This window comes from Marinobacter sp. RI1, from assembly GCF_041155085.1.
Lineage (GTDB): Bacteria > Pseudomonadota > Gammaproteobacteria > Pseudomonadales > Oleiphilaceae > Marinobacter > Marinobacter nauticus.
Map to the genome: position 1 here is coordinate 1,381,934 of NZ_AP031605.1, position 22,103 is coordinate 1,404,036.

Annotated in this window: 25 protein-coding genes; 10 read left to right on the forward strand and 15 right to left on the reverse strand. The window is 58.1% G+C overall.

Going from position 1 to position 22,103, the window contains the following annotated elements:
* Positions 1-10 precede the first annotated feature (10 nt).
* From nirJ to ACAM27_RS06165, 6 genes are all read right to left on the reverse strand, one after another.
* Entirely contained in the window at positions 11-1,210 is a 1,200-nt protein-coding gene (gene nirJ, locus ACAM27_RS06140) for a heme d1 biosynthesis radical SAM protein NirJ (RefSeq protein WP_278350466.1), read from the reverse strand.
* A gap of 133 nt (positions 1,211-1,343) precedes the next feature.
* Complete coding sequence (locus ACAM27_RS06145; RefSeq protein ID WP_050999026.1) at positions 1,344-1,865, reverse strand: Lrp/AsnC family transcriptional regulator; 522 nt, start codon at positions 1,863-1,865, stop codon at positions 1,344-1,346.
* On the reverse strand, positions 1,840-2,301 hold the full coding sequence (locus ACAM27_RS06150) for an Lrp/AsnC family transcriptional regulator (protein WP_278800791.1): 462 nt from the start codon (positions 2,299-2,301) through the stop codon (positions 1,840-1,842). Before ACAM27_RS06150 ends, ACAM27_RS06145 begins: the two co-directional genes overlap by 26 nt.
* Positions 2,302-2,323: 22 nt before the next feature.
* Entirely contained in the window at positions 2,324-2,860 is a 537-nt protein-coding gene (locus ACAM27_RS06155) for an Lrp/AsnC family transcriptional regulator (RefSeq protein WP_222533915.1), read from the reverse strand.
* Complete coding sequence (locus tag ACAM27_RS06160) at positions 2,857-3,321, reverse strand: AsnC family transcriptional regulator (RefSeq protein WP_014422488.1); 465 nt, start codon at positions 3,319-3,321, stop codon at positions 2,857-2,859. The genes ACAM27_RS06155 and ACAM27_RS06160 overlap by 4 nt, the downstream gene beginning before the upstream one ends.
* A 29-nt stretch (positions 3,322-3,350) precedes the next feature.
* Positions 3,351-5,075: a nitrite reductase gene (locus tag ACAM27_RS06165; RefSeq protein ID WP_014422487.1), complete on the reverse strand. Its 1,725-nt coding sequence runs from the start codon at positions 5,073-5,075 to the stop codon at positions 3,351-3,353.
* A 223-nt stretch (positions 5,076-5,298) separates the two neighbouring features.
* Between ACAM27_RS06165 and ACAM27_RS06170 the strand changes: the two genes are divergently transcribed.
* From ACAM27_RS06170 to ACAM27_RS06190, 5 genes are read left to right on the forward strand one after another with little or no spacing between them, the layout of a single operon-like run.
* Positions 5,299-5,664, forward strand: a complete 366-nt coding sequence (locus ACAM27_RS06170; protein WP_023008601.1) for a cytochrome c — start codon at positions 5,299-5,301, stop codon at positions 5,662-5,664.
* Between the two features lie 14 nt (positions 5,665-5,678).
* The gene (locus ACAM27_RS06175) at positions 5,679-6,881 is read left to right on the forward strand and encodes a cytochrome D1 domain-containing protein (RefSeq protein WP_369612703.1); all 1,203 of its coding nucleotides are present in this window, start codon (positions 5,679-5,681) and stop codon (positions 6,879-6,881) included.
* Position 6,882: 1 nt separating this feature from the next.
* Positions 6,883-7,614 carry a hypothetical protein gene (locus ACAM27_RS06180; RefSeq protein WP_369612704.1) on the forward strand — a complete coding sequence of 244 codons (732 nt, stop codon included), beginning with the start codon at positions 6,883-6,885 and terminating at the stop codon, positions 7,612-7,614.
* A 13-nt stretch (positions 7,615-7,627) separates the two neighbouring features.
* Positions 7,628-8,410, forward strand: coding sequence for a CbbQ/NirQ/NorQ/GpvN family protein (locus tag ACAM27_RS06185; RefSeq protein ID WP_022990826.1), 783 nt, complete (start codon positions 7,628-7,630; stop codon positions 8,408-8,410).
* A complete protein-coding gene (locus ACAM27_RS06190; RefSeq protein WP_041655032.1) occupies positions 8,382-8,756 on the forward strand; it encodes a hypothetical protein in 375 nt (124 codons plus the stop codon). Before ACAM27_RS06185 ends, ACAM27_RS06190 begins: the two co-directional genes overlap by 29 nt.
* A gap of 77 nt (positions 8,757-8,833) precedes the next feature.
* Here the strand turns inward: ACAM27_RS06190 and ACAM27_RS06195 are convergent, their stop codons facing one another.
* The 6 genes from ACAM27_RS06195 to ACAM27_RS06220 form a co-directional block, all read right to left on the reverse strand.
* Positions 8,834-9,073: a cytochrome C oxidase subunit IV family protein gene (locus tag ACAM27_RS06195; protein WP_011786561.1), complete on the reverse strand. Its 240-nt coding sequence runs from the start codon at positions 9,071-9,073 to the stop codon at positions 8,834-8,836.
* A gap of 12 nt (positions 9,074-9,085) precedes the next feature.
* On the reverse strand, positions 9,086-9,661 hold the full coding sequence (locus tag ACAM27_RS06200; RefSeq protein ID WP_014422480.1) for a cytochrome c oxidase subunit 3: 576 nt from the start codon (positions 9,659-9,661) through the stop codon (positions 9,086-9,088).
* A gap of 11 nt (positions 9,662-9,672) precedes the next feature.
* Positions 9,673-11,496, reverse strand: coding sequence for a nitric oxide reductase activation protein NorD (locus ACAM27_RS06205; protein WP_369612705.1), 1,824 nt, complete (start codon positions 11,494-11,496; stop codon positions 9,673-9,675).
* Positions 11,497-11,512: 16 nt separating this feature from the next.
* On the reverse strand, positions 11,513-12,463 hold the full coding sequence (locus ACAM27_RS06210) for a 4Fe-4S binding protein (RefSeq protein ID WP_014422478.1): 951 nt from the start codon (positions 12,461-12,463) through the stop codon (positions 11,513-11,515).
* Positions 12,464-12,524: 61 nt separating this feature from the next.
* Positions 12,525-13,940, reverse strand: a complete 1,416-nt coding sequence (locus ACAM27_RS06215) for a cbb3-type cytochrome c oxidase subunit I (protein WP_011786557.1) — start codon at positions 13,938-13,940, stop codon at positions 12,525-12,527.
* 10 nt (positions 13,941-13,950) lie between these two features.
* A complete protein-coding gene (locus ACAM27_RS06220; RefSeq protein ID WP_022990832.1) occupies positions 13,951-14,400 on the reverse strand; it encodes a cytochrome c in 450 nt (149 codons plus the stop codon).
* 190 nt (positions 14,401-14,590) lie between these two features.
* On the opposite strand from ACAM27_RS06220, the gene ACAM27_RS06225 reads away from it, so the two are divergent.
* Positions 14,591-15,517, forward strand: coding sequence for an AEC family transporter (locus ACAM27_RS06225; protein ID WP_011786555.1), 927 nt, complete (start codon positions 14,591-14,593; stop codon positions 15,515-15,517).
* Here ACAM27_RS06225 and rrtA read toward each other — a convergent pair.
* A complete protein-coding gene (gene rrtA, locus ACAM27_RS06230) occupies positions 15,477-16,076 on the reverse strand; it encodes a rhombosortase (RefSeq protein WP_011786554.1) in 600 nt (199 codons plus the stop codon). The genes ACAM27_RS06225 and rrtA overlap by 41 nt on opposite strands.
* Before the next feature lie 94 nt (positions 16,077-16,170).
* Between rrtA and ACAM27_RS06235 the strand changes: the two genes are divergently transcribed.
* Both ACAM27_RS06235 and ACAM27_RS06240 read left to right on the forward strand, forming a co-directional pair.
* Entirely contained in the window at positions 16,171-18,318 is a 2,148-nt protein-coding gene (locus tag ACAM27_RS06235) for a M12 family metallo-peptidase (RefSeq protein WP_369612706.1), read from the forward strand.
* Positions 18,303-18,764, forward strand: a complete 462-nt coding sequence (locus ACAM27_RS06240; protein ID WP_369612707.1) for a DUF6174 domain-containing protein — start codon at positions 18,303-18,305, stop codon at positions 18,762-18,764. The genes ACAM27_RS06235 and ACAM27_RS06240 overlap by 16 nt, the downstream gene beginning before the upstream one ends.
* Before the next feature lie 5 nt (positions 18,765-18,769).
* On the opposite strand, the gene ACAM27_RS06245 is transcribed toward ACAM27_RS06240, so the two are convergent.
* Positions 18,770-19,411 carry a cation transporter gene (locus ACAM27_RS06245; protein ID WP_022990837.1) on the reverse strand — a complete coding sequence of 214 codons (642 nt, stop codon included), beginning with the start codon at positions 19,409-19,411 and terminating at the stop codon, positions 18,770-18,772.
* A gap of 64 nt (positions 19,412-19,475) precedes the next feature.
* Positions 19,476-19,940 carry a Cd(II)/Pb(II)-responsive transcriptional regulator gene (cadR, locus tag ACAM27_RS06250; protein ID WP_011786550.1) on the reverse strand — a complete coding sequence of 155 codons (465 nt, stop codon included), beginning with the start codon at positions 19,938-19,940 and terminating at the stop codon, positions 19,476-19,478.
* Positions 19,941-20,044: 104 nt separating this feature from the next.
* Between cadR and ACAM27_RS06255 the strand changes: the two genes are divergently transcribed.
* Positions 20,045-21,664, forward strand: a complete 1,620-nt coding sequence (locus tag ACAM27_RS06255) for a BCCT family transporter (protein WP_022990840.1) — start codon at positions 20,045-20,047, stop codon at positions 21,662-21,664.
* A complete protein-coding gene (locus ACAM27_RS06260) occupies positions 21,636-22,097 on the forward strand; it encodes a universal stress protein (RefSeq protein ID WP_011786548.1) in 462 nt (153 codons plus the stop codon). Before ACAM27_RS06255 ends, ACAM27_RS06260 begins: the two co-directional genes overlap by 29 nt.
* Positions 22,098-22,103: the final 6 nt, after the last annotated feature.

Below are 22,103 nucleotides of genomic sequence, written 5' to 3' on the forward strand. Positions count from 1 at the left end.
GGCGCGTTCCTTAAAGATTGTGAACCGGGATTTCGATCACCGGAGCGGCGACCCGTCGCGGGGTGTTATCAACTACCCCGATTTCCTCGTTGGTGAGATAGCAGCCCGGATCTTCCTCCCAGAAGTCGCCAGACACGTTGTAAGCCCGTACCCGGGTATTGCCGTTGCAGATATTCAGGTATTTGCAGTCTGCGCAGCGCCCTTTTACCGGGCGCGGATGCTGGCGGAAGCCCTGCATCAGCGGATCGGTGGTTTCCGACCAGATCTTCGAAAACGGGGTTTCCCGCACGTTGCCCAGGTTGTGATCCCACCAGAAGGTGTCCGGATGCACCACGCCGAGGTTGTCGATATTGGAGATATTCACGCCGGAGGAGTTGCCGCCCCAGTTGGTCAGCCGCTGGGTGAGGGCGTCGACCTGGTCCGGGTAATGCTCTTTGGCCCACTCAATCAGAAAGGGACCGTCAGCATCGTTGTTGCCGGTGACGTACTCCCGCTCGATACCGCGCTTGAGTTCGTCGTGGCAGTGGTTGAACAGCAGGTTCATGGCATCGCGGGTCATGTCGTACCAGGCATCCCGCTTCTTGTTGCGGCCGCCCCGGCCGGAGTAGTTCAGGTGCGACAGGTAGAACTTGTCGATCTGGTGCTCGTCCAGCATCTCCAGCATGGCCGGCAGTTCCGGGTAGTTATCCTGGGTCAGGGTGAAGCGCAGGCCCACTTTGATGCCGGCTTGCTTGCACAGGGCTACGGCGTGCATGGACTCTTTGAAGGCGCCTTTTTTCTGGCGGAATTCATCGTGGGTGGTTTCCAGGCCGTCGATACTGATGCCTACGTAGTCGTAGCCCACCTCGGCGATTTTGCTGATGTTGTCTTCGGTAATCAGGGTGCCATTGGTGGACAGGCCCACGTAGAAGCCCATAGCTTTAGCCCGGTGGGAAATATCAAAGATGTCGGGTCGCATCAGGGGTTCGCCGCCGGAGAGGATGAGTACCGGTACGCCGAAGGCTTTCAGGTCGTCCATCACCTTGTAGACTTCCTGGGTGGTGAGTTCGCCCTTGAAGTCGATGTCCGCTGAAATCGAATAGCAGTGCTTGCAGGTGAGGTTGCAACGGCGGATCAGGTTCCAGATTACCACCGGGCCGCTGGGCTTGGGGACCGGGCGCACCGGTACCGGGTTCATCAGGCTCTTGATGTAGCGGGTCATGCGAAACATAGTTTTTCTCTCTCATCGGGAGTGGCTTTCTTGCCTCTCCGGGCGGGCCTTTACCGGCTCTCTGCCCTTCTAACTATCCCCCTGCGGGCGCTGGGTATCCATACCTTTGATGGAGTACTTCAGGAGGTACGTGCTACTGCTTATCTGTTTGTTTTTTCAGTCGTAATCCTGTTTTTTTCAGGATGGCGGAACTGTACAGGATGGTGTGTCCGGTGCAGGCGTCGCCGAGTACCTCGCGGATTTGGGCTGCCTTGTGCTCGACTTCCTCGCGGCTGATCCCATGCACCATGGCAAAGAGGTTGAAGCTCCAGTAGGGGAGGTGTCTTGGTCGGCGGTAGCAGTGGCTGACAAAGGGCAGGCAGCCGACTTTCTCGCCGAGTTCGGCGATTGCATCATCCCGGACATCCCACACGGTCATGCCATTGAACCGGTACCCGAGTTTGTAGTGATCCGGTACCGCCGCGACTCTCCGGATGACCCCGGCTTCCTGCATTCGTTGAAAACGTGACAGCACCTCGTCTGCGGGCATGTCGAGCTGTTTTCCCAGTTCGGCCCAAGGGTCGGAAACCAGCGGTAATCCGGATTGGGTGGCAACGATGAGTTCACGATCCCGGTTACTCAGCACCGGGTCAGACTTCAAAGTGAAGGTGGACATGGAACTCCTGCTCCTTGGGCATGTTGTAGACCGGGTAGCCCGTAAGTAACTCAATCCGCTTGATGGTTTCGTCAATGCCTTCCGGTGTTTCCGTGGCCAGAACAAACCACATGTTCAACTCATGCTCGCGGCGGTAGTTGTGGGCTACCTCGGGGAAGCTGTTCACCTGCTCGGTCACATTGGCGAAATCTTCTTCCGGAATGCGCATGGCCGCGAGCGTCAGGCCGCCGCCCATTTCGCCTGCATGAAACATGGGGCCAAAACGAGTCAGGGTCCCGTTGTCCAGCAATGCCTGGAGGTGCTTCAGCAGAGTTACTTCTGATACACCCAATTCATCGGCCACGTCTTTGTAGGGGGTTCGCGTAAGTGGCAGGCCGTATTGCAGGCGGTTGATGATGGCACGCTCCAGGGGCGTGAATTCGGGTAGTACAGGCATGTGGTCTGATGGCTTTGAACGCTCAGCAATTGCTGACATAACGGCCTCCGCGCTGCAGGTAGGCTTTGTTGCTGAACAGGATGGCGTGATCCACATTGCTCAACTCGTGTTGCTCAATCAGACCAGCGAGCTGATTCAGAACCCGTTCGCGACTGACGCCGTGAATCATGCAGAACAGGTTGTAGGGCCAGTCTGGCAGGCGTCTTGGGCGCTGGTAACAGAGGGTGACACAAGCGTCGGCTGCCATGGCATTGCCGAGCGTCGAAACCCGATCGTCCGGTACGTTCCAGACCACCATGGCGTTAGCCCGATAGCCCAGGGTGCGATGCTTGACCACCAGCCCCAGGCGTTTGATCAGGCCCTGCTGCTGCCACTGGCTGACAGCGTTCATAACCTGTTGTTCGGACAGCCCGGTGCGCTCGGCCAGGGTCTGATAGGGGCGAGGTGTCAGGGGGAGGCCGTTTTCCAGCTGCTCGCGTAACCTCAGCAGGCCCCAGGCACTCATGGATTCGGTATCAAACAGGTAGCTGTAGTTCGGGCCGGTGGCTGGCAGGTTCATGGTAATGCCTCCCAGTCGATGTCAAAGCCCAGGTCGATATGATAACCCTCGACCATTGGCAGTCTCAGCATTGGCAGCTTCAACTGGTGTTCCAGTTCGTCCAGCCGTTCCTCCAGGGTGTCTTCATCCGGAGCGGTCATCACGAACCAGAGGTTGTAGGTGTGCTCCCGGGCGTAGTTATGATTCACCCCCGGGGCACGGTTGATCCGGGCCGCCACCAGATCCATCTGTTCTTCTGGCGCGGCCACGGCAGCCAGCAGGCTGGCGCCTGCCTGGCTGTGTTCGAAAACCGGTCCGACCCGGCTGAGCACCTGCTGTTCCTGCAGGGCAGACAGTCTCTGGATAACCTCCTCCTCGGTCAGGCCCAGTGCCCGGGCCATTTCCTCGTAGGGGCGTTCGCAGACCGGCAGATTACGCTGGTAACTGTCGATCATTTGTCTGTCTGCCGCATCCAGTCTCATCAGATTGCTCCTCCGGGCCGGGGCCGGGATCAGTACACGTCGTGCTGGGTGTTGTAAGTGTTGAACTTACCGGTCGGGGTAACCAGATAGTCACCCTTGATCACCTTCTTCAGCTTGCGTGTCTTGTCGTCAACCACAACGATGGCGGATTTCTTGTCCTGTGCATTCCAGACAGAGAACCACACTTCATCGCCCGCCTTGTTGTATTCCGGTTGAACCACGCGCTTGGGACCTTCGCCCAGATCAGCCCAGTCGGCAATCGGCAGCACCTCATAGCCGGCATCAAAGTTGTTGATGTCGAAGACGGCGACGCTCTGGCTGACGGCTTCCGCTGGGTTGAGGGCCGTGTCAACGTAAAGGTTGGTAGACTCCGGATGGGTCTTCACGAACAGTGAGCCACCACCCTGGCCGTCCACGGTGCGGACCACCTTCCAGGCTTTGTCCGGGTGGCCTTCCGGGTCGGTACCGATCATCTGGATGGTCTGATCACCCAGGTGAGAAGTCGCCCAGACAGGACCATGCTCGGGGTCAACGAAGTTGGCGCCACGACCGGGGTGCGGAATCTTGCCAACATCAACAATCGCCTCCAGGTTACGATCCTGAGCATCCACAACCGCAATCTTGTTGGAGTTGTTGGCCGCTGTCAGGAAGTAACGCATGCTGGCATCCCAGCCGCCATCGTGCAGGAATTTTGCTGCATCAATGGAGGTGATGTTCATGTTCTCCATGTCTTCGTAGTTCACCAGCATGATCTTGCCGGTTTCCTTCACGTTGACGATGAATTCCGGATGGGCGTGGGACGCGACAATGGCAGCTACCCGAGGCTCAGGATGGTATTCCTGGTCGCCTACGGTCATGCCCCGGGTGCTCACAATCTTCTTGGGCTCCAGGGTGTCGCCGTCCATGATCACGAACTGCGGTGGCCAGTAGGTGCCGGCAATGGCGAGCTTGTCTTCCCAGCCCTTGTACTTGGAGGTTTCGACAGAGCGTGCTTCCATACCGACCTTGATCTTGGCGACGGTTTTAGGCTCTTCCATCCACAGGTCGATCATGTTGATCAGGGCGTCACGACCGATAACCATCACGTAGCGGCCGGAGGCAGACATCCGGGAGATGTGTACCGCGTAGCCGGTATCGATGATCTTCACGACCTCCTTGGAATCACCGTCGATCAGGGCGATCTGGCCGGCATCACGCAGGGTGACGCTGAACAGGTTTTCCAGGTCCAGGTCGTTCATTTGCTTGGTCGGCCGGTCTTCCGGCGGAACGATCACTTCCCAGGTTTCCTTCATGTCAGCCAGGCTGAATTCGGGAGGCATGGGAGGCTCGTGCATGATGTACTTGGCCATCAGTTCCACGGTTTCTTCATCGAAGTCACCGGAGGTCAGCCAGTTCGGCATACCGGCCGGGGAGCCGTAACTGATAAACGCCTTGAGGTAGTCGATACCGCGCTCCTGGGTGATGTCCGGAGTCAGCGGTTTACCGGTGGCGCCTTTACGCAGTACGCCGTGACAGCCGGCGCAGCGCTGGAAGTAGATCTGCTTCGCTTTCTCGAATTCCGCATCGGTCAGATCCGGCGCACCGGGGGAGCGAACAATCTTGGCAGATTCCGCTTCTACCGCACTGGGGGTGCCTTCATAGGCCATGGTGGACTTGTCAGGGTCTTTCGGGGCGGCCTGTGCGTTCATTACGCCCAACGACGTAATGGCCACTGCCAGTGCCAGCGGCTTGATCATCAGTTTGGTTACTCTCATCAGGTTCTCTCCTTGGGGTTCAAGAGTACTCCTAGGTTTCTCTTGTTATGGCTTATGAACCTTGATTAATGTCAGAAAGATGCTGGTTTTCAAGAGAGTACCTCGCAGGTGGTAGATGGCGTATGCCTAAAGATCACTGGATACCTGCCAAAAATTTAATCAATATCAAGGCCATGAAATTGTTGGGATTGCAGCATGACTGTGATCCTTCAGGAGAGCGCTGATGAAACGGTCCGCACTGGGCGTATGCTGGCAAGTGGGTGTATTGGCTACCGCACTGATGCTGTCGGCAGGCGCCGTTGCCGGGGCACCGGAAACCGAGGATGAGTTGGCCAATTTTGTCATTCAGGATTGTGGCTCCTGCCATGGTCTGAAACTGAAAGGTGGCCTTGGCCCGCCCTTACGGCCTGAGGATATCGAAGCCCTGCCAGAGACAGCCGTTGCCGCCATCATTCGGGAGGGCGTTCCCGGTACGGCCATGCCACCCTGGAAAGCTCTGCTGAGCGACCAGGAAATTGCCTGGATCAGCAGGCAGCTGAAATCCGGCGCCTTGATTGCTCCCGAAGTCGATTCTTCCCGAAGCCGATAACCGAAGGACCCACGATGAAACGTCTGTTTGCACCGATTGCACTGATCATCGCCGCCACCGTGACCACCGGCTGCCAATCCCTGTCGGCATCTCCGCCTGTTGAGCTTCGCGGCACAGGTGACCTGGGTTTGATCATCGAACGGGCCACAGGCTCGGTATTGGTGGTTGACCACTCCGAACACGAAATCCTGGGCCGGGTAGAAGGGCTGGGCGATTTGTCTCACGCCTCAGTGGTGTACTCGCGGGATGCCCGATACGGTTATGTCTTTGGTCGTGATGGCGGGCTCACCAAAGTCGACCTGCTAACCCGCACGGTGACTGACCGGGTGATCCAGTCCGGTAACAGCATCGGCGGGGCTATTTCGCAGGACGGCCGTTACGTGGCGGTATCCAATTACGAGCCCGGTGGCGTGAACATTTTCGACAGTGAGACCCTGGATACCGTGGCGGAAATTCCGGCGTTTTACACCAACGCCCAGGGCGAGCAGGATCAGTCCAAGACGGTGGGCCTGGTGGATGCCCCGGGCAACCAGTTTGTGTTCAGCCTGTTCGAGGCCGGTGAAATCTGGACCGTGGATATGCACAGTAATCCGCCCGGCGTATCGCGCCATGACGCCGGCAAAGAACCCTACGACGCCCTTATCACTCCCGATGGCCGCTTCTACATTGCCGGCCTGTTCGGGGAAGACGGCTTGTCGATGGTGGATCTGTGGGAGCCGGCACAGGGCGCACAGACCATTCTGCCGGGTTACGGCAAGGGTGAGCAGCGCCTGCCTGTGTACAAGATGCCGCATCTGGAGGGCTGGGCCATCGCCGACGGTTATGCCTTTGTGCCGGCCGTCGGTCGCCACGAAGTACTGGTGGCGGAGATGGAAGACTGGAGCATGGTGCAGCGCATTCCGGTGCAGGGCCAGCCGGTGTTTGTGATGGCCAGTCCGGACAACCGCCAGATCTGGGTCAGCTTTGCCCACCCGAAGAACGATGTGGTGCAGGTGATTGATTCCCGCACCCGGGAAATCATTCGCACCCTGGAGCCGGGCAAGTCCGTACTGCACATGGAATTCACCCCGCGTGGTGAGGAAGTATGGGTCTCTTCCCGGGACAGTGATCGGGTGACTGTCTATAACACCCGTACTCTTGAAGAGGTGGCTACCCTGCCGGCGCGGAAGCCATCCGGAATCTTCTTTACCAACCGGGCGCATCAGCTGGGTCTTTGAGATGAAACCAGCGATCGGCACCTGGCTGTTTCTGATGCTGGCCAGTAACGCAGGCGCGGCTCAGGAGTATGGTTCCGTGCGGGTTGAGGTGATGACGGAGGCGCGCTCAACCACGGTCGCCAGTTATCGGTTGCAGCGCTATCTCGAGGCCCGGGACTGTGAGGCCGAGCTGCTGTTCAATCGGGCCGGCGACAGTGACCTGGTTTACCGGCCCGATGGTTCTGATAACCGGCGTGTGCTGGACGCCGTCAATGCCTTTGGCAACTACCCCGTTCCGGTCTGGGTAACCCGTAGAACTGCTGGGGTGCGGTCGCTGGAAGAACTGGACGACCGGGATGTGTCTTTGGTCGCTGGAAGCGATCCGGTATCCGGTCGTCTGGCTTTGCGAGCTTTGGCCTCGGTGGGTGTAACCCCGAAACCGGGCCAGCGATACGAAGCGGGGGATTTCAACTCGGCCCTGGGTTTGTTGCTGCATAACAACACCCATGCATCGGTCTCTGAACTTGGGCTGGTTACGCCGTTTCTGGAATCCCAGGGCCTGGCCATCACCTGGCAGGGCGAGCCGGTCCGTGGTGCTGGCTGGTATGCCAACGCTAAAACAGACAGCGCGAATCCTGAATTGCAGCCGTGTCTGAAGGCATTGCTGCAGCTGAAGCGCAGCGACGATCGCCAGATATTCAATCTTTTTCCGGAATGGGTGCACGGCTTTGCCACGCCCGATTCCCAGCCATAAAAGGAAGCTGTTTATGACCTTCTACCAACCCGCCGGCAATGAAGTCGAACTGTTCACCGCCGCCGCCGAAAACGGTCTGCCGGTACTGATCAAAGGCCCCACCGGTTGTGGTAAAACCCGCTTCGTCCGTTACATGGCGGAGAAGCTTGGTCGACCGGTCTATACCGTTGCCTGCCACGATGACCTTACCGCCTCTGATCTGGTTGGCCGGCACCTGATCGGTCCGGACGGCACCTATTGGCAGGATGGCCCGCTGACCCGGGCGGTGCGGGAAGGCGGAATCTGCTACCTTGATGAGGTGGTGGAAGCACGAAAGGATACCACGGTGGTACTGCACCCGCTGGCGGACGACCGCCGGGAGTTACCCATCGAGCGCACCGGAGAGCTGCTGAAAGCCGCCCCTGGATTCATGCTGGTGGTGTCCTACAATCCTGGTTACCAGAGCCTGCTGAAGGGCATGAAGCCCAGCACCCGGCAGCGGTTCGTCTCCATGAGCTTCGATTACCCGACGCCGGATGTGGAGCAGACCATCGTGCAGGAGGAGTCCGGTTGCGATGCCGACCTGGCGAAGCAATTGGTGGGGCTGGCAACCTCGTTGCGTAAGCTGAAAGACCACGATCTGGAAGAAGCAGCGTCTACTCGCCTGCTGATTCACACCGCATACCTGATCGCATCCGGTATGCCCCACATCGAGGCCTGCCGGGCCGGGATGATTGAGCCGCTGTCGGATGATGCGGTGACTGTGAATGCACTGATGGAGGTGGTGTATGCCGTATTCGGGCAGTCCGAAGACTGAACCGCCCGGGGCGATTGCTCCGGTTATCTGGTATTTGCTGAACCTGCTGGCGTTGCCGATTATCGGCTTCGTTGTCTTGATGACGATTGCCATGAAGTCCGGTGATGCGCATGCGTTGCGGCGGGCTCATAGCAAGGCGGCGGTTTATATGTCGATACTGGGAGCTATGCTGATCAGTTCGGGGGTTGCTGTTTGCTGGTTTATTTACGGCAACACCGGTTTGTTCTGGACTTACGCAATCGTCTGGGCAGTGGTGCTGCACACGTCGTTCGTACTCTGGGGAATGATTTCCCTGGCTCAGGCAATCGGCAACAAGCCGCCTATGTTTCCGCGGCGATTGTTGTAACTTGAGGTTTGGTGCAAGGCAGGACCTACCCGACCCCGCCGTTCGATCCTTCTCACGGGATTCCGCGGCGTGTGCTATTAGCCTGCCAGGTGAATTCCTGCCAGAACCGAGACAACGACAACCGCCCAGCCCTGAGCTGCCATACGCCAGCCCCAGGGGGCATGTTTCATTTCCATAAAGTGATCAACGAGTAAAACCGCTTTTACGATCACCAGCCCAAACACCAGCCAGACCAAAACCGACATGTCCGCACCGGCCTGCAAGGCCAAAACTGGCGTCATCGTACAGATCATCAGCGCGATATAGACCACTAGCATCAGAAAGTCTCCTCAGGCCAGGACATAGAGCATCGGGAACAGCACCAGCCACACCAGGTCGACCATGTGCCAGTAGGAGGCGCCGGACTCCATGCCGTTCATGTCGTCGCCGTTGTAGTCGCCTTTTTTCACCTTTACCGCCAGCACGACGAGGATGATCTGGCCCAGCACCACGTGCATGAAGTGGAAGAACGTCAGGAAGAAATAAAACATGAAAAAGGTGTCGGTGCCCAGGTTGTAGCCGTTGGCGTAGAGATCGGCGTATTCGTAGAGCTTGCCGAAGGTGTAAACAGACGAGGCCGCGATGGCGGCCCAGAGCAGGGCAGTTGTGCCGGCTTTTCGGTCCCGCAGGCGATGAACGGACAGGGCGACCAGGTAGCTGGCGGTGATCAGGCCAATGGTGTTGATCAGTCCGGTCCAGGGATGTAGGGCCTCCTTGCCGGCGGAGAAGGTGGCCGGGTCCAGGCTTCGGGCCACGCCGTAGCCGATGAACAGGATGCCGAACACGGCCAGCTCCGCGAAGATGAAAAACCATACCGCGATGTCACCGGGCAGATGCCGCCTGTGGGCGGCGTGAGCATCAGCCATTGCGTTCTCCGTTAACGGGTCAGGTTCATGTATAGCTTGGGTAGTTGACCGGGCAGTTGGGTCGGGTCTTTGATCACCACGAAGTTGCTGCTGCCGAACACGTAGGGCAGGTATTCGTTGGCTTCTTCGTCGATGGTCACGCAGAACGGTGTCAGCCCTGCCTTGTGGGCCTCCTGTACGGCCATGCGGGTGTCTTCCACGCCGTAGCGACCTTCGTACAGGTCCAGGTCGTTGGGTTTGCCGTCGGTCAGCAGAAGCAGGATTTTCTGGTGCTCTGGCCGGGTCTGTAGCAGTTTTATGGACTGACGGATGGCGGCGCCCATACGGGTGTAGTAGCCCGGTTCCAGGGCCTGGATACGGCCTCTTGTGGTGTCGTTGTAAGGCTCGTCGAAACTCTTGATGTGGTGGAAGCGAATGTGGTCCCGCCGCCTTGAGGAGAAGGCAAACAGGGCAAACGGGTCACGGCTGGCGGTGAGCGCCTCGCTCAGCAGTTGCAGGCCATCCCGGGCAATGTCGATCACCCGCTGGTGGTTATTGATGTAGGTATCGGTCGACAGGGAAATATCCGTAAGCACCAGGCAGGCCAGGTCCCGCTGGTTCTGCTTGCACTGGCGGAACAGCTTCTGATCCACTTCCCCAATGCCGCGTTTGTGCTGCACCATGCGTTCCAGGCATGCGTCCAGGTCCAGCTCTTCCCCTTCCAGCTGCCGGCGTTCCCACTGGCGCAGAGGTTTCAGCGCGCTGAACTGGCGGCGCAGGGTCCGGGCGGAGCGATTCAGGTGCGCTGGCAGCGGCGAGGGCGTGGCGTCTTTGCTGAGCAGTGGCTGCAGGCAGCAGAATTTTGCCCGGTAATCCTGGCGGCGCCAGTCCCATTCCGGCAGATGAATGCCCGGGCCCAGGCGCAGGTCGTCGTTTTCTTCCGAGGGCAGGTCCAGGTCGAACTTAATGGCGGAAGAGGCTTCGCGACGGTCCTGGGAGACGGAAATCATGTCCATGTCGTCGGCCACGGCGTCGGCGTCTTCTTCTTCGCTGTCATCGCCGGCGCGGTCGATGGGAATGAATTCAGACCAGGAAAACAGGCTTTCCAGTCGAAACAGCATCAGCCCCTGATCCTTGTCGAACGCGTCCACGCGTTCGGCACGTCTGCGTTTCCGTTTTTTAGCCAGGCCACCGGATTTGGACATGGTGTTGTCGTCGCCAATGATCTGGCCTTTGAGTTTGCCCCGGCCCAGCACCGGGTAGAGCCAGAGTACCACCGGCCAGGGGTCGGTCAGGGCTTCTGGCAGGTCGTCTACGCTGCCCGGGTGAATCAGGGCCTGACGAATGGCCGCCTCGCGCCTGGCTTCGTTGCCACGCAGGCTGTCTGGTTCTGGGCGCCACTGCAGCGTGTGTTTTACCAGCCGCTGGTACATGGGCTCCAGGCCCGGCCAGCGGCTCAGCAGTTCCTGCACCATGGCCTGATTGCCGTGCAGCCAGCTGTGATGGTGGATTTCGCCGAGTGAAGCCAGAGCCGCCAGCCACAGGTACAGCTCCCGGTTCACTTTGCGGGATGGGAACAGGGCCAGTCTGTCTGGCAGGCGCAGGCTTTCTTCATCGCGCCAGGCCAGTTCAAATTTGCGGTGGGTGCCAGCCAGCTTTTGCAGGAATCGCCGGCGAATCTGGAAATGCCGGGGCTCAGCAGTCACCAGACTCAGCGCAGGGTCTCCGCCCATGGCCCGGAACATGACACCGAGTGTGCGGGCTTCGTCTTTCAGATGCACGGCATACTCGGGGAATTCGCCCATGGCCTGGCGGGTTACGTAGTCGTGCCATTTCAGTCCGACCCACTCTTCCATCTCGTGTCCTCGTCGTTCAGGCCCGTGATTGTCGCGGGGTGGATTCCACCTGGCGCACAGGAATCAGTACGGTCTGTTTGCCAGGTTCGCCGGGCTCCCAGGTCAGCAGGGAGCCTTCGGGGTTGTCTTTCTGTACTTCCCGGCAGGCGCTCACGCACTGCAGGCACTGGGTACAGCTGAATTTCGCCCGCTTATGGCTGCGGGTGGGCAGTCGCATGGGGCAGGCCTCGTCGCAGGCCTTGGTGCAATCGCGGCAGGCGGCAGCGCGCTTGGTGTCGAAAGTCACTACCCGACCCTTGCCGTTGGTCATCCAGGCAATGCTTTGTACCAGTCCCACTGCGCAGCCGTATTTGCAGAAGAGGTGCCGGGCAAACAGGAAATCAAAGGTGAACACCGCGGTGGCTACCGCGAGGAAAATGCCCGGGTACAGGCCAAGTTGGCCGGTCACCAGGTCGGTATACAGGGGCATGGGTGGCAGCAGGTATGAAAGTAGTGCCAGGGCCCAGGAAAAACCAATGAGCGCGCACGCCAGGGTCAGGCCGGCCCAGTGAATGGCTTTGCCCGTGCTGCCTTTTTTCAGGGCTTCCCAGAGGGTTGGGCGGCCGGTTATGCGGGTCATCACGTCGTTGATGGCTTCCACCACGGAGAAATGCGGGCACAGCCAGCCGCAATACAGGCGGCCCCACTTGAAGGCAATCCAGAGCACCAGTGGTACCAGCACGAGGATGGGCAATACAAACCAGAACAGAATCTGGCCAGCCACCTCGGCCGGGGTGCTCTGGGCGACCCAGTCCAGATTAAGGTTAAACGACAGGGGAAAACCCAACAGAATGAATCGGGTTTCGGTCAGGTCATAACGAAAAATATTGAGTACGGGCGCAAACAAAAACAGCAGGAAGAAAGCGCTGCGGGTAATCAGGCGCTTCTGCTGAAGGGTGTTTTTCGGGTTGACGGTTTGCGCATGCACAGAGGTTGTCCAGGATCTCGGGAATCTGCCGGGGCCCGAAGGCCCCGGCGATCAGGCTTTATCATGCGTCTGCCGTGGCAGGCCCCCGGACTTCCTCAGCCGGGCTCGCTTCGCCCTTGATAAAGAAGCTACCGAAGTACACCACCAGGCCGGCCATGAAGAAGGCACCGGCGACAAATCGCATCCAGTAGAACAGGGCGATCTGATCCTGGCCTGCCATGAAGGACAGCGCTTCACCGCTTTCCGGAATACGCTGCAGCCAAACCTGCAGGACGCCGGCAGCGGTCAGGAACAGGGTGATGAACACCATGGAGATGGTCATCAGCCAGAAGCCCCACATTTCCACAATCTGGGCGGTATTGCTGTTGCCGTAGGGGCGACCGCGCATGATTGGCATGGCGTAGGAAATGATGGTCAGTACAATCATTACGTAGGCGCCATAAAAGGCCATGTGGCCGTGGGCTGCGGTAATCTGGCTACCATGGGTGTACCAGTTCACCGGAGCCAGGGTGTGCAGGAAGCCCCACACGCCGGCGCCCAGGAATGCCATGACAGTTGTACCCATGGCCCACAGCATCGCGGCCTTGTTCGGGTGGTTGCGGCGGCGACGGTTGATCATGTTGAAGGCGAAGACCACCATCATGAAGAACGGAAGCGGTTCCAGTGCAGAGAACACAGAACCCAACCAGAGCCAGTATTCGGGCGGCCCGATCCAGAAGAAGTGGTGCCCGGTACCGATGATGCCGGTAATCAGCGCCATGGCGATGATCACGTACAGCCACTTCTCGATCACTTCGCGGTCTACACCGGTGAGCTTGATTAACACATAGGCCAGGATGGCACCCATGATCAGTTCCCACACGCCTTCTACCCACAGGTGGACCACAAACCACCAGAAGTACTTGTCGGTGGCCAGGTTACCGGGGTTGTAGAAGGAGAACAGCCACAATACGGCCAGGCCTACCAGGCCGGTGATCAGCACGATGTTGACCACGGTCTTGCGGCCTTTCAGCGCGGTCATGGCGATGTTATAGAGGAACGCCACCACGACCACGGCGATACCGATCTTGGTTATCGTGGGTTGCTCCAGGAACTCCCGGCCCATGGTGGGTAGCAACTTGTTCATGGTGACTTCTGCCAAGGTCGCGTAGTCCACAAACAGGTACCCCAGGATGGTCAGCGTGCCGGCTGCCGCGAACACCCAGAACAGAATCCACGCCAGCAGGGGGCTGTGCAGTTCGGTCTGGGCTTCTTCCGGAACCATGTAGTAGGTGGCGCCCATGAAGCCGAAGAGCAGCCAGACAATCAGCAGGTTGGTATGCACCATCCGCGCAACGTTGAAAGGAATTTCCGGAAACAGGAAATCACCGACAACGTACTGGAGACCCAGAATCAGGCCGAACACAATCTGGCCGGCAAACAGAATCAGGGCAAAGATGAAGTAGGGCATGGCGACCCTTTGAGATTCGTATTTCATATCTGCTCCCTTACCCCTCGATGTTGGGTGGCCAACCGTTGTCGTCGATCTTGGATGTCCACTCCAGGAAAGCGGCCAGGTCTTCGATCTCGGAATCACTCAGATTGAAATCCGGCATCTGGCGCCGGCCCGGAATATTCGTGGGCATGGCGTTCATCCAGGCTTTCATGTATGCCTTGAAGACCTCAGTATCACCGCCGCCACGGCGGTCAAACACGTTGGCCAGTTCGGGAGCGAAGTAAGCGCCTTCGCCCATGATGGAATGACAACCGACACAGTTGTTCTCTTCCCACAGATGTTTGCCGCGCACCACCTGTTCGGTGAGCTCGTCGCGGTTATCCCGCTCGGGCATAGCACGCAGCTGAGTGTCAAAAGTCAGGGCCAGGAACAGCAGGACGAAGAAGGCACTTCCCCCCAGATATATGTTCCTGGCCATGCTTTTGGTAAAGCGCTCGGCCATTGGTCTCTCTCCTTGGTTGTTACGAATACCTGACTGCCCCACTAGGATATAAAGATGCATCCCTAATGCTATTGATGATTATCAAAGATGATCCCGGGTTTCTCTATTGCGCTGGGGAGTTACCTCTTGATGGGTAGGTGGTAGACTGCCCCGCTGGTTGTATTTTCAAGGTTTTACGCCCGGAGAGATCATGTCTGCCGCCCTGGCCCTGCTGCTTAAACTTCTTCCGCTTTATGTCACCGTTGCACTGGGTTGGATAGCGGGTCGGTTCCTGGAAGCCAGTGGCCGACATATAGCCGGCATCATGCTCTACATCGTCACACCGTCAGTGGTGTTTTCCGGCGTAATGGCGGCGCCGCTGAGCCCTGAGGTGATTCTGCTCCCCTTCCTTGTTTTCGGAACGTCATCGGTACTGGGGCTGGTTCAGTTGAAACTGGCCAAAAAGGCGCTGTCCGATGGCAGTGCAAACATAATTCCCCTGTGCGTAGGCTCGGGTAACACCGGTTACTTCGGGGTGCCAGTCGCATTGCTTTTGTTCGGGGAAGAGGGGCTGGGGCTTTATATTGTCTGTATGCTGGGTACGACGCTTTTTGAGAATTCCGTTGGCTTCTATCTTGCCGCAAGGGGCCGGTACAGCATCAAGGATGCACTGTGGCGGGTGCTTAAGCTGCCTTCGGTGTATGCCTTTCTGGCAGCGGTGGTCCTGAATCTGGCCGGGATAGGCATTCCGGATATTTTCGTGCCGCTGTTTGATAACCTGCGAGGTGCCTACAGCATTCTAGGTATGATGATTATCGGCATGGGCATTACAAGCTTCCGGGGGCTGGCCGGCAACCCTCGGTTCACGGCGCTGGCATTTTTCGGCAAGTTTGTGATCTGGCCATTGGTGGCTATTGTGTTCTGGTGGGTGGATTCAGCGCTTCTGGGAATCTACGAGCCGGCGGTGCATCAGGCCATTTTCCTGATTTCCATCACACCGATTGCCGCCAATACCGTGGTGATTGCGACTTTGCTGGAGGCCTCACCCAGGCAGGCAGCGGGTACTACGTTGCTTAGTACCTTGTTTGCCCTCGGTTTTATTCCAGTGATGATTGCTTTGGCGTTCGGCGCCGGATAAAGCCGGCTCCGGCAATCAGCAGTCCGGAAGCGAAACCCAGTGCATGGGCCTCCCAGATTACCGGCCCTCCAATCAGGGCCGTGGTCTCGGAACGGTCCAGTCCAACGCCTTCCAATACAAGTTTCACGGACAGTGCTGCAAGCAGTGTGATGGAAAACCAGCGATCCGTTTTCAGCCCTCTCATTGCCAGAATTGCGGCCAGGCCGTGGATACAGCCGGAGAATCCTCGATAGCTGGCCAGGTCTGGCCGGAGCGACAATAGCCCCAGGGAGATCGCTGCGGCCATCAGCAGTGTGATCCAGAGTAACCTGTCGGCAGGCAGGAAGCGTGGGAACAGAAGAGCGAGAATGAGCACGCCTGCCAGATTCAACAGGAGATGGTTCACGTTCAGGTGAACCAGGTGACCCGTAAACAAGCGCCACCACTGTCCGGATGTGATTGTGTCCGGTTGCCACTGCAACAATTGCGGTGGAAGAAAAAATGAAAATACAAGCACCATGCATAACAAGAGTGCCGACCTGTTAACCACTCGAACCCTCATGCGGGACATGTCTCTCATAAATGCAGATTGTTACTGGTTCGGGCTGGTCTCGCCCTGCCAAGCCTATTAGTTTGCGCGAATTCCAATTGCCTTAACAGAAAAGGATTCGCCCGTGAGACGTTTGCTGTACCTTTTCCCGATACTGGTTCATGTCTGGCTGTTGTTGTTTTCAATTCATGCCAGTGCTTCGGAGTCACTGGAGTTGTGGATAGATGGCCAGGATTACGAAGTTGAGCTGCAAGCCAACAATCGGCTGGTCTCAGCCCTGGGGGCGCACCAGGCACTCGCCTCGGGCCGCCACTTCCAGGGTAAGGTGGCGGTCGACCCGGACAGCTGGGTAAGGGTGTCTCGCCTGCAGAATGGCTGGGAAGGTATGGCCTACCTGTTTGGGCGTATGCATGTGATTGGTGGCCGGCAGGACAGTCAGCAGTTGGTCACTAAGAGCTTTGGGTTTGATGTCGCTCCCAGCTGCGGTGTTGACCATGTACACAGCAGTGCCGTTATTGCTCCTGATCGTGTTCTTACGCCAATGATGGCGCAGGCGGTGTCTGCGAGCTACGACAGCCTCTGCGACAGCCGGGTAGAAGGAGCCTGCCTGCTGCTGGAGCTGGAGGTGGTGTTCGATCTCGAATTCCAGCAACGTTTCCCCGATGATTTCCAGGACCGGGCCGTCAGTATTCTGAATCTGGTGGAAGGGTTCTATTTCGAGCAGTTTGGTATTGGCCTGGACACCCTGAGTCTTACTTTCCTGAAGACGAATACCTTCACTACATCCACTTCAGCGAATGATCTGCTGGATGATGTGCAGACGCAGGTGGCCGGCGGTAATCTTCCGTTTCAGCAGAATCGGCGCGCCCTGTTGCATCTGGTGAGCGGAAGGGATTTTGATGGAAGCACGGCCGGGCTGGCCTGGGTGGGCACTCTGTGTGATGGCAACGGTTACGGTACCGGCGTCACCAATGCGTTTGACTCCAACGTGCTGACCGCCGTCGTCGTTGCCCATGAGCTCGGTCATAATTTCGGTGCCAATCATGATGAGCAGCAGAACAGCTGTTCGACCGGATTCATCATGAGCCCCTGGGCAAACCCGGATGCGACCCGGTTTTCGTCGTGTTCTGAAACCAACCTGATTAATACCATTAACCAGCAACCGGCGCTGGAACAGTGCTTCAATTTTCCGGCCGATACCATGCTCACGGCAGTAACAACAAATCCTGAGAGGGTACCGGGACAGAGCCAGTTCCAGGCCTTTTTTGATATTGGCTATCAGAGCGCTTCTGAAAATGCAGACCGGCTGGAAGTGACGGGCGAACTGTCGGGCAAAGACACCCGGCTGGAGATGGTCACCGTTGACAGTGTGCCTTGCGAGATCTCATCCCGGTCCTATAGCTGTTCCGATCTTATCCCCGATGCTCAGGGACACCAGCTCGCGATTCAGGCATATTCAGGCACCGAAGCCAATCTGACCCTGAATCAACGGGTCTCCCTGATCAGCTTGAGTGGTGAAGTACTGGATTTGCAGCCGGCCAACAATACGCTGGAAAGCCGTTTTGAGGTGACGCCCACCGCGGTTGCGGCACCTGGTGACCTGGTGGTGACACCGGAGGCCCGGAGTGCGTTTCTGCAATGGCAACCAAGCGAGACCACAGAAGCTGGCTATGTTGTGCAACGTATGGCCCCTGGCGAGACCGCCTATTCCGACCTGTCTGTGACCTTGTCTGCGGGCACGAATCAGTACCGAGATGCGTCTTTGATCGCGACTGGTGAGTATGCCTATCGCGTGGTGGCCGTGCTGGAGGGCGTGCGTTCATTGCCCGGCAATTCAGCGAGCATAAGCTGGAACAACGCCCCTGTTGCTCCCGAGGGGCTGACCGCTGTGGCCGAGGCGGGCCGTGTACTGCTGGCCTGGACCGAGAATGCTGGTCCTCAGACCGGATATCGGATTGAACGCCGCCGTACAGGAACTGAATATACCCCGTGGCAGTTGCTGGCAACGGTTCCTTACGGTACCGAGAGCTATGTCGATGAGACACCGGTGGCGGGTTATACCTACGAATACCGACTGGTTGCTATCAACGGTGGTCAGTTTGCCAGCAGTGAGACGGTTCCGGCAATCATGCCGGAGCTCGAGGAAACCTCGACCGACGAAGACCAGGGTGGCGATTCATCCGGTGGCGGTGGCGGCCTGGGCGCGGGGTGGTTGCTGGTTGCTCTGACGGCCGTGATCGTCAGAAGGAGGCGGTGGTGGAACGTCAGATAACCTGCACAGGCCTGGTGCTGGTGGTGTCATTGCTGGCGGCGGGTTGCGCCGGCGCCGGCAAAGACAATACCCCGGTGCTGGATTTTCAACAGGCTCAGGCCGTTTGGCAAGCCCATGGTATCGACAGTTACGAGGTTACGGTGTGGCAAACCTGTTTCTGTCCTCCCGACCTGCTCCAGCCCATGCGAGTTACTGTGCGCGAGGGAACGGTGATCGATGTTGAAGGTTTGGAACAGCCGATCAACCATCCGGATATTCTGGACCCCAGGCGCCTGACCATTGATGGTTTGTTGGGTGTTATTGATAAAGCCCGGCACAGTGCAGAAACCCTGGTCGCTGAGTACGATCAACGCTATGGGTTCCCGGTACGGCTGGAAGTGGACGGTAGCCCATTGATCGCAGACGATGAATTCTCCTACCGTCTATCGGATTTCCAGCCTTTCTGAGGGACTCAGGTCTCGCTCGCCTGCAATTGTGCGTCACGCTTCGCGTCGTTGATATCGGCGCGGGCATGGCGAACCACGCTAACTCCGGCGGTGACGGCCAGCGTACCCATGATGGCTGCGACGATCAGATCTGGCCAGGCACTGCCGGTGCCGAACACGCCAAGTGCGGCGGCCATAACGGCCATATTGCCGATAGCGTCGTTGCGGCTGCAAAGCCAGACCGAGCGCATGTCTGAGTCACCGTCCCGGAACCGGAACAGCATCACGGCAACAAAGACATTGGCGGCAAGCGCCAGCAGCCCCACCATGCCCATGGTCAGTGGCTCGGGCGTGATGCCGCTTTGCAGTACCCAGACGGCCCGGCCCCAGACCACCAGTCCGAACACGGCCATGGTCAGACCTTTTACCATCGCCGCCCGCCCGCGCCAGAGCATCCCCATTCCCAGAACGCTCAGAGAAAGCAGATAGTTGGCGCTGTCGCCAAAGAAATCGATGGCATCGGCCATCAGGGAAACGGACCCGGATTGCAGGCTGGCGAAGCCTTCCACCAGAAACATCACCAGATTCACCCACAGCGCCAGCCAAAGCGCTTTTCGGAACCCCGGGGCGGGAGTTTTGGGTTCAGGTGCAGAACAGGAACACGCCATAGAGACCTCCAATGTTTAAGTGTCTCCATTAAAAACCCTGTAGTTGCTACAGGGTCAACACCTGCTAATCGTGATGGCCTGATCCATGAGTGCCTGGTACATGGTTATCCGATGCGGTGGGTTCCGGGATGGTGGCTAATTCGTCGCTGAGCCCGCCCAGAATCCCACATTCCCGGATGGTCCGCGGGTCTGAACAGGCGTTCTGTAGGTTGACCAGCATCTGTTCCAGGCTTTTCAGTTCGTTGAGCCTGGCCCGCACATGTGACAGGTGTCGAGCCAGCAGAGCATTGACGTCTGAGCAATCGGCAGTGGGTTTTTCAGCCAGCCGGATGAGTTCACGAATCTCGTCCTGAGCCATGTCCAGATTGCGGCAGCGCCGGATAAACAGGAGGCGGTCGAGGTGTTCCTGACGATAATAGCGATATCCGTTTTCGCCGCGCTCTGGCTTGGCCATCAGCCCGATTTTTTCAAAATAACGGATAGTTTCTACCGGAACACCGGCCTGCCGGGACAACTCTCCAATTTTCATGATGTATTCCCTTGAATGCCTGACATCGGTCAAGTCTCAGCCCGAAGACGATACTGTCACTATGGTACAGTGGCGCGGTGGTTTCATGGAATGAGGAGGCGACTGTGCTGGAGCGCCTGCAACACCGACTGGGCTTGCAGACAATACCCGGAGTGTTCTTTAGCTCAGCTGCTATTGCCGCGCTGTTTGTGGCTTTGGCGATTCCTTTTGACCAGGCTGTGGCCAGCAGTTTCGGGCAGTTGACCGGATGGGTGGCCCGTAACCTGGGCTGGTTCTATATCCTGGCGGTGTCTTCGCTTCTGATTTTTCTTCTTGGTCTGGCGCTCAGTCGCTACGGCAGCATTCGCCTTGGGGCGGATGACAGTCGGCCGGACTACTCGAATCTCACCTGGTTCACCATGCTGTTTGCTGCTGGCATTGGCACTATCCTCATGTTCTGGGGGGTGGCTGAGCCGGTGTCCCACTTTGCCAATCCGCCATTCGATGGTGTGCAGGGCGGCACCGAGCAGGCCGCTACCGACGCCATGACCATTGCCCTCTATCATTTCGGCCTTCACACCTGGACCATCTTTGCCATGCCGGGCCTGGCCATTGGCTATTTCTCCTATCGCCACAGCCTTCCCATGCGTATCAGCAGCCTGTTCTACCCGATTCTTGGTGAGCGCACCTTTGGTCCATGGGGCTGGGCGGTGGACGTTATCGCGGTGTTGGGCACGCTGTTCGGGGTGGCGACGTCGCTCGGGCTGGGCACGTTGCAGCTGAACAGTGGACTGAATTACCTGTTCGGTGTTCCTTCCGCGGGCTGGGTTCAGGTTCTGCTGATTACGGTTATTGCCAGCATTGCAGCGACCTCGGTAGCGCTAGGTCTGGACAAAGGGGTGCGGCGGCTGTCCCAGGTGAATATTCTGCTGGCGATTGTGTTGCTGCTGTTTGTATTTGCTCTGGGCCCTACCGTGTTTATTGCCGAAGGTATGGTTCAGAGCGTGGGTGATTATTTTGATGCCTTGCCCTGGCTGGCGTTCTGGACAGAAACCTTTCGCGAGTCGGACTGGCAACGCAACTGGACGTTGTTCTACTGGGCCTGGACGATTTCCTGGGCGCCCTATGTGGGTATTTTCATTGCCCGGATTTCCCGAGGGCGAACCATTCGGGAGTTCGTAGCCGGCGTACTGTTTGCGCCAACCGCGTTTACGCTGGTGTGGTTCGGCATCTTTGGTCTCTCTGCCATCAACGTTGAGATGAATGGCCTGGTGGCACTGGCGGATCAGGTGCAGAGGGATCCGTCGGTGGCCATCTTTGCATTTCTTGATGTTTTTCCGCTGGCGGAGGCGGCTTCTGCTCTGAGTGTGGTCATTATTGTCATTTTCTTTACCACGTCATCGGACTCCGCCTCCCTGGTGATTGATATGCTGACACGCAGGGACGACCAGCCTTCGCTGATTCGCCAACGGATTTTCTGGGCGGCGGCCCAAGGGGTAATTGCGGCCACTCTGTTGCTTGCCGGCGGGCTGGATGCTCTGCAGAACGTGATCACTTCACTTGGTTTACCGTTCTGTATTCTGCTGGTTTTTATGGCGGTGTCCCTCTATCGCGCCCTGCACGCCGATTATCGCGGCTACAGTGTGGATGAGCTGGTGCGAGGCCGCGCCTTCCCGGAAGTGGAAGCCGATTCTGAACCCAAACAGGAGAAAGGTTATGTACCGGAAGCTGCTGATCGCGATTGATCCGAAAGACGACGGGGAGGGCAAGCGTGCACTGGAAGCGGCCCTGAAGCTTCTGGAGGAGGGTGGCGAGTTGCACCTGGCCAGTGTCTTCAACCCGGGTGGCAGCGGTTTCTTTCCTCACGTCACCGAAGAAGCACCGGAAGACAAAGAAGAACAGGTGCGGCACCACCTGGATCTGCTGGCCCGGAAATACCTGCCCCTGAACCGGGAGGCGATCCTGCACGTGGTGGCCGGTTCGGCCGGTGAGAAACTGGTGGCACTGGCCGGCCAGCTGTGTGCAGACCTGATGATTCTGGTCTCCCGTGGCGGCGGCAGCCACTGGCCGTTACGCAAGGCAACGGTGGAGTATGTGTCGGTCAATGCCCCTTGTTCGGTGCTGGTGCTTCCCAGTATGGAGAAAAACGAGAGCGACGGACCTGTAGAGAGCGAGTAAGGTCCT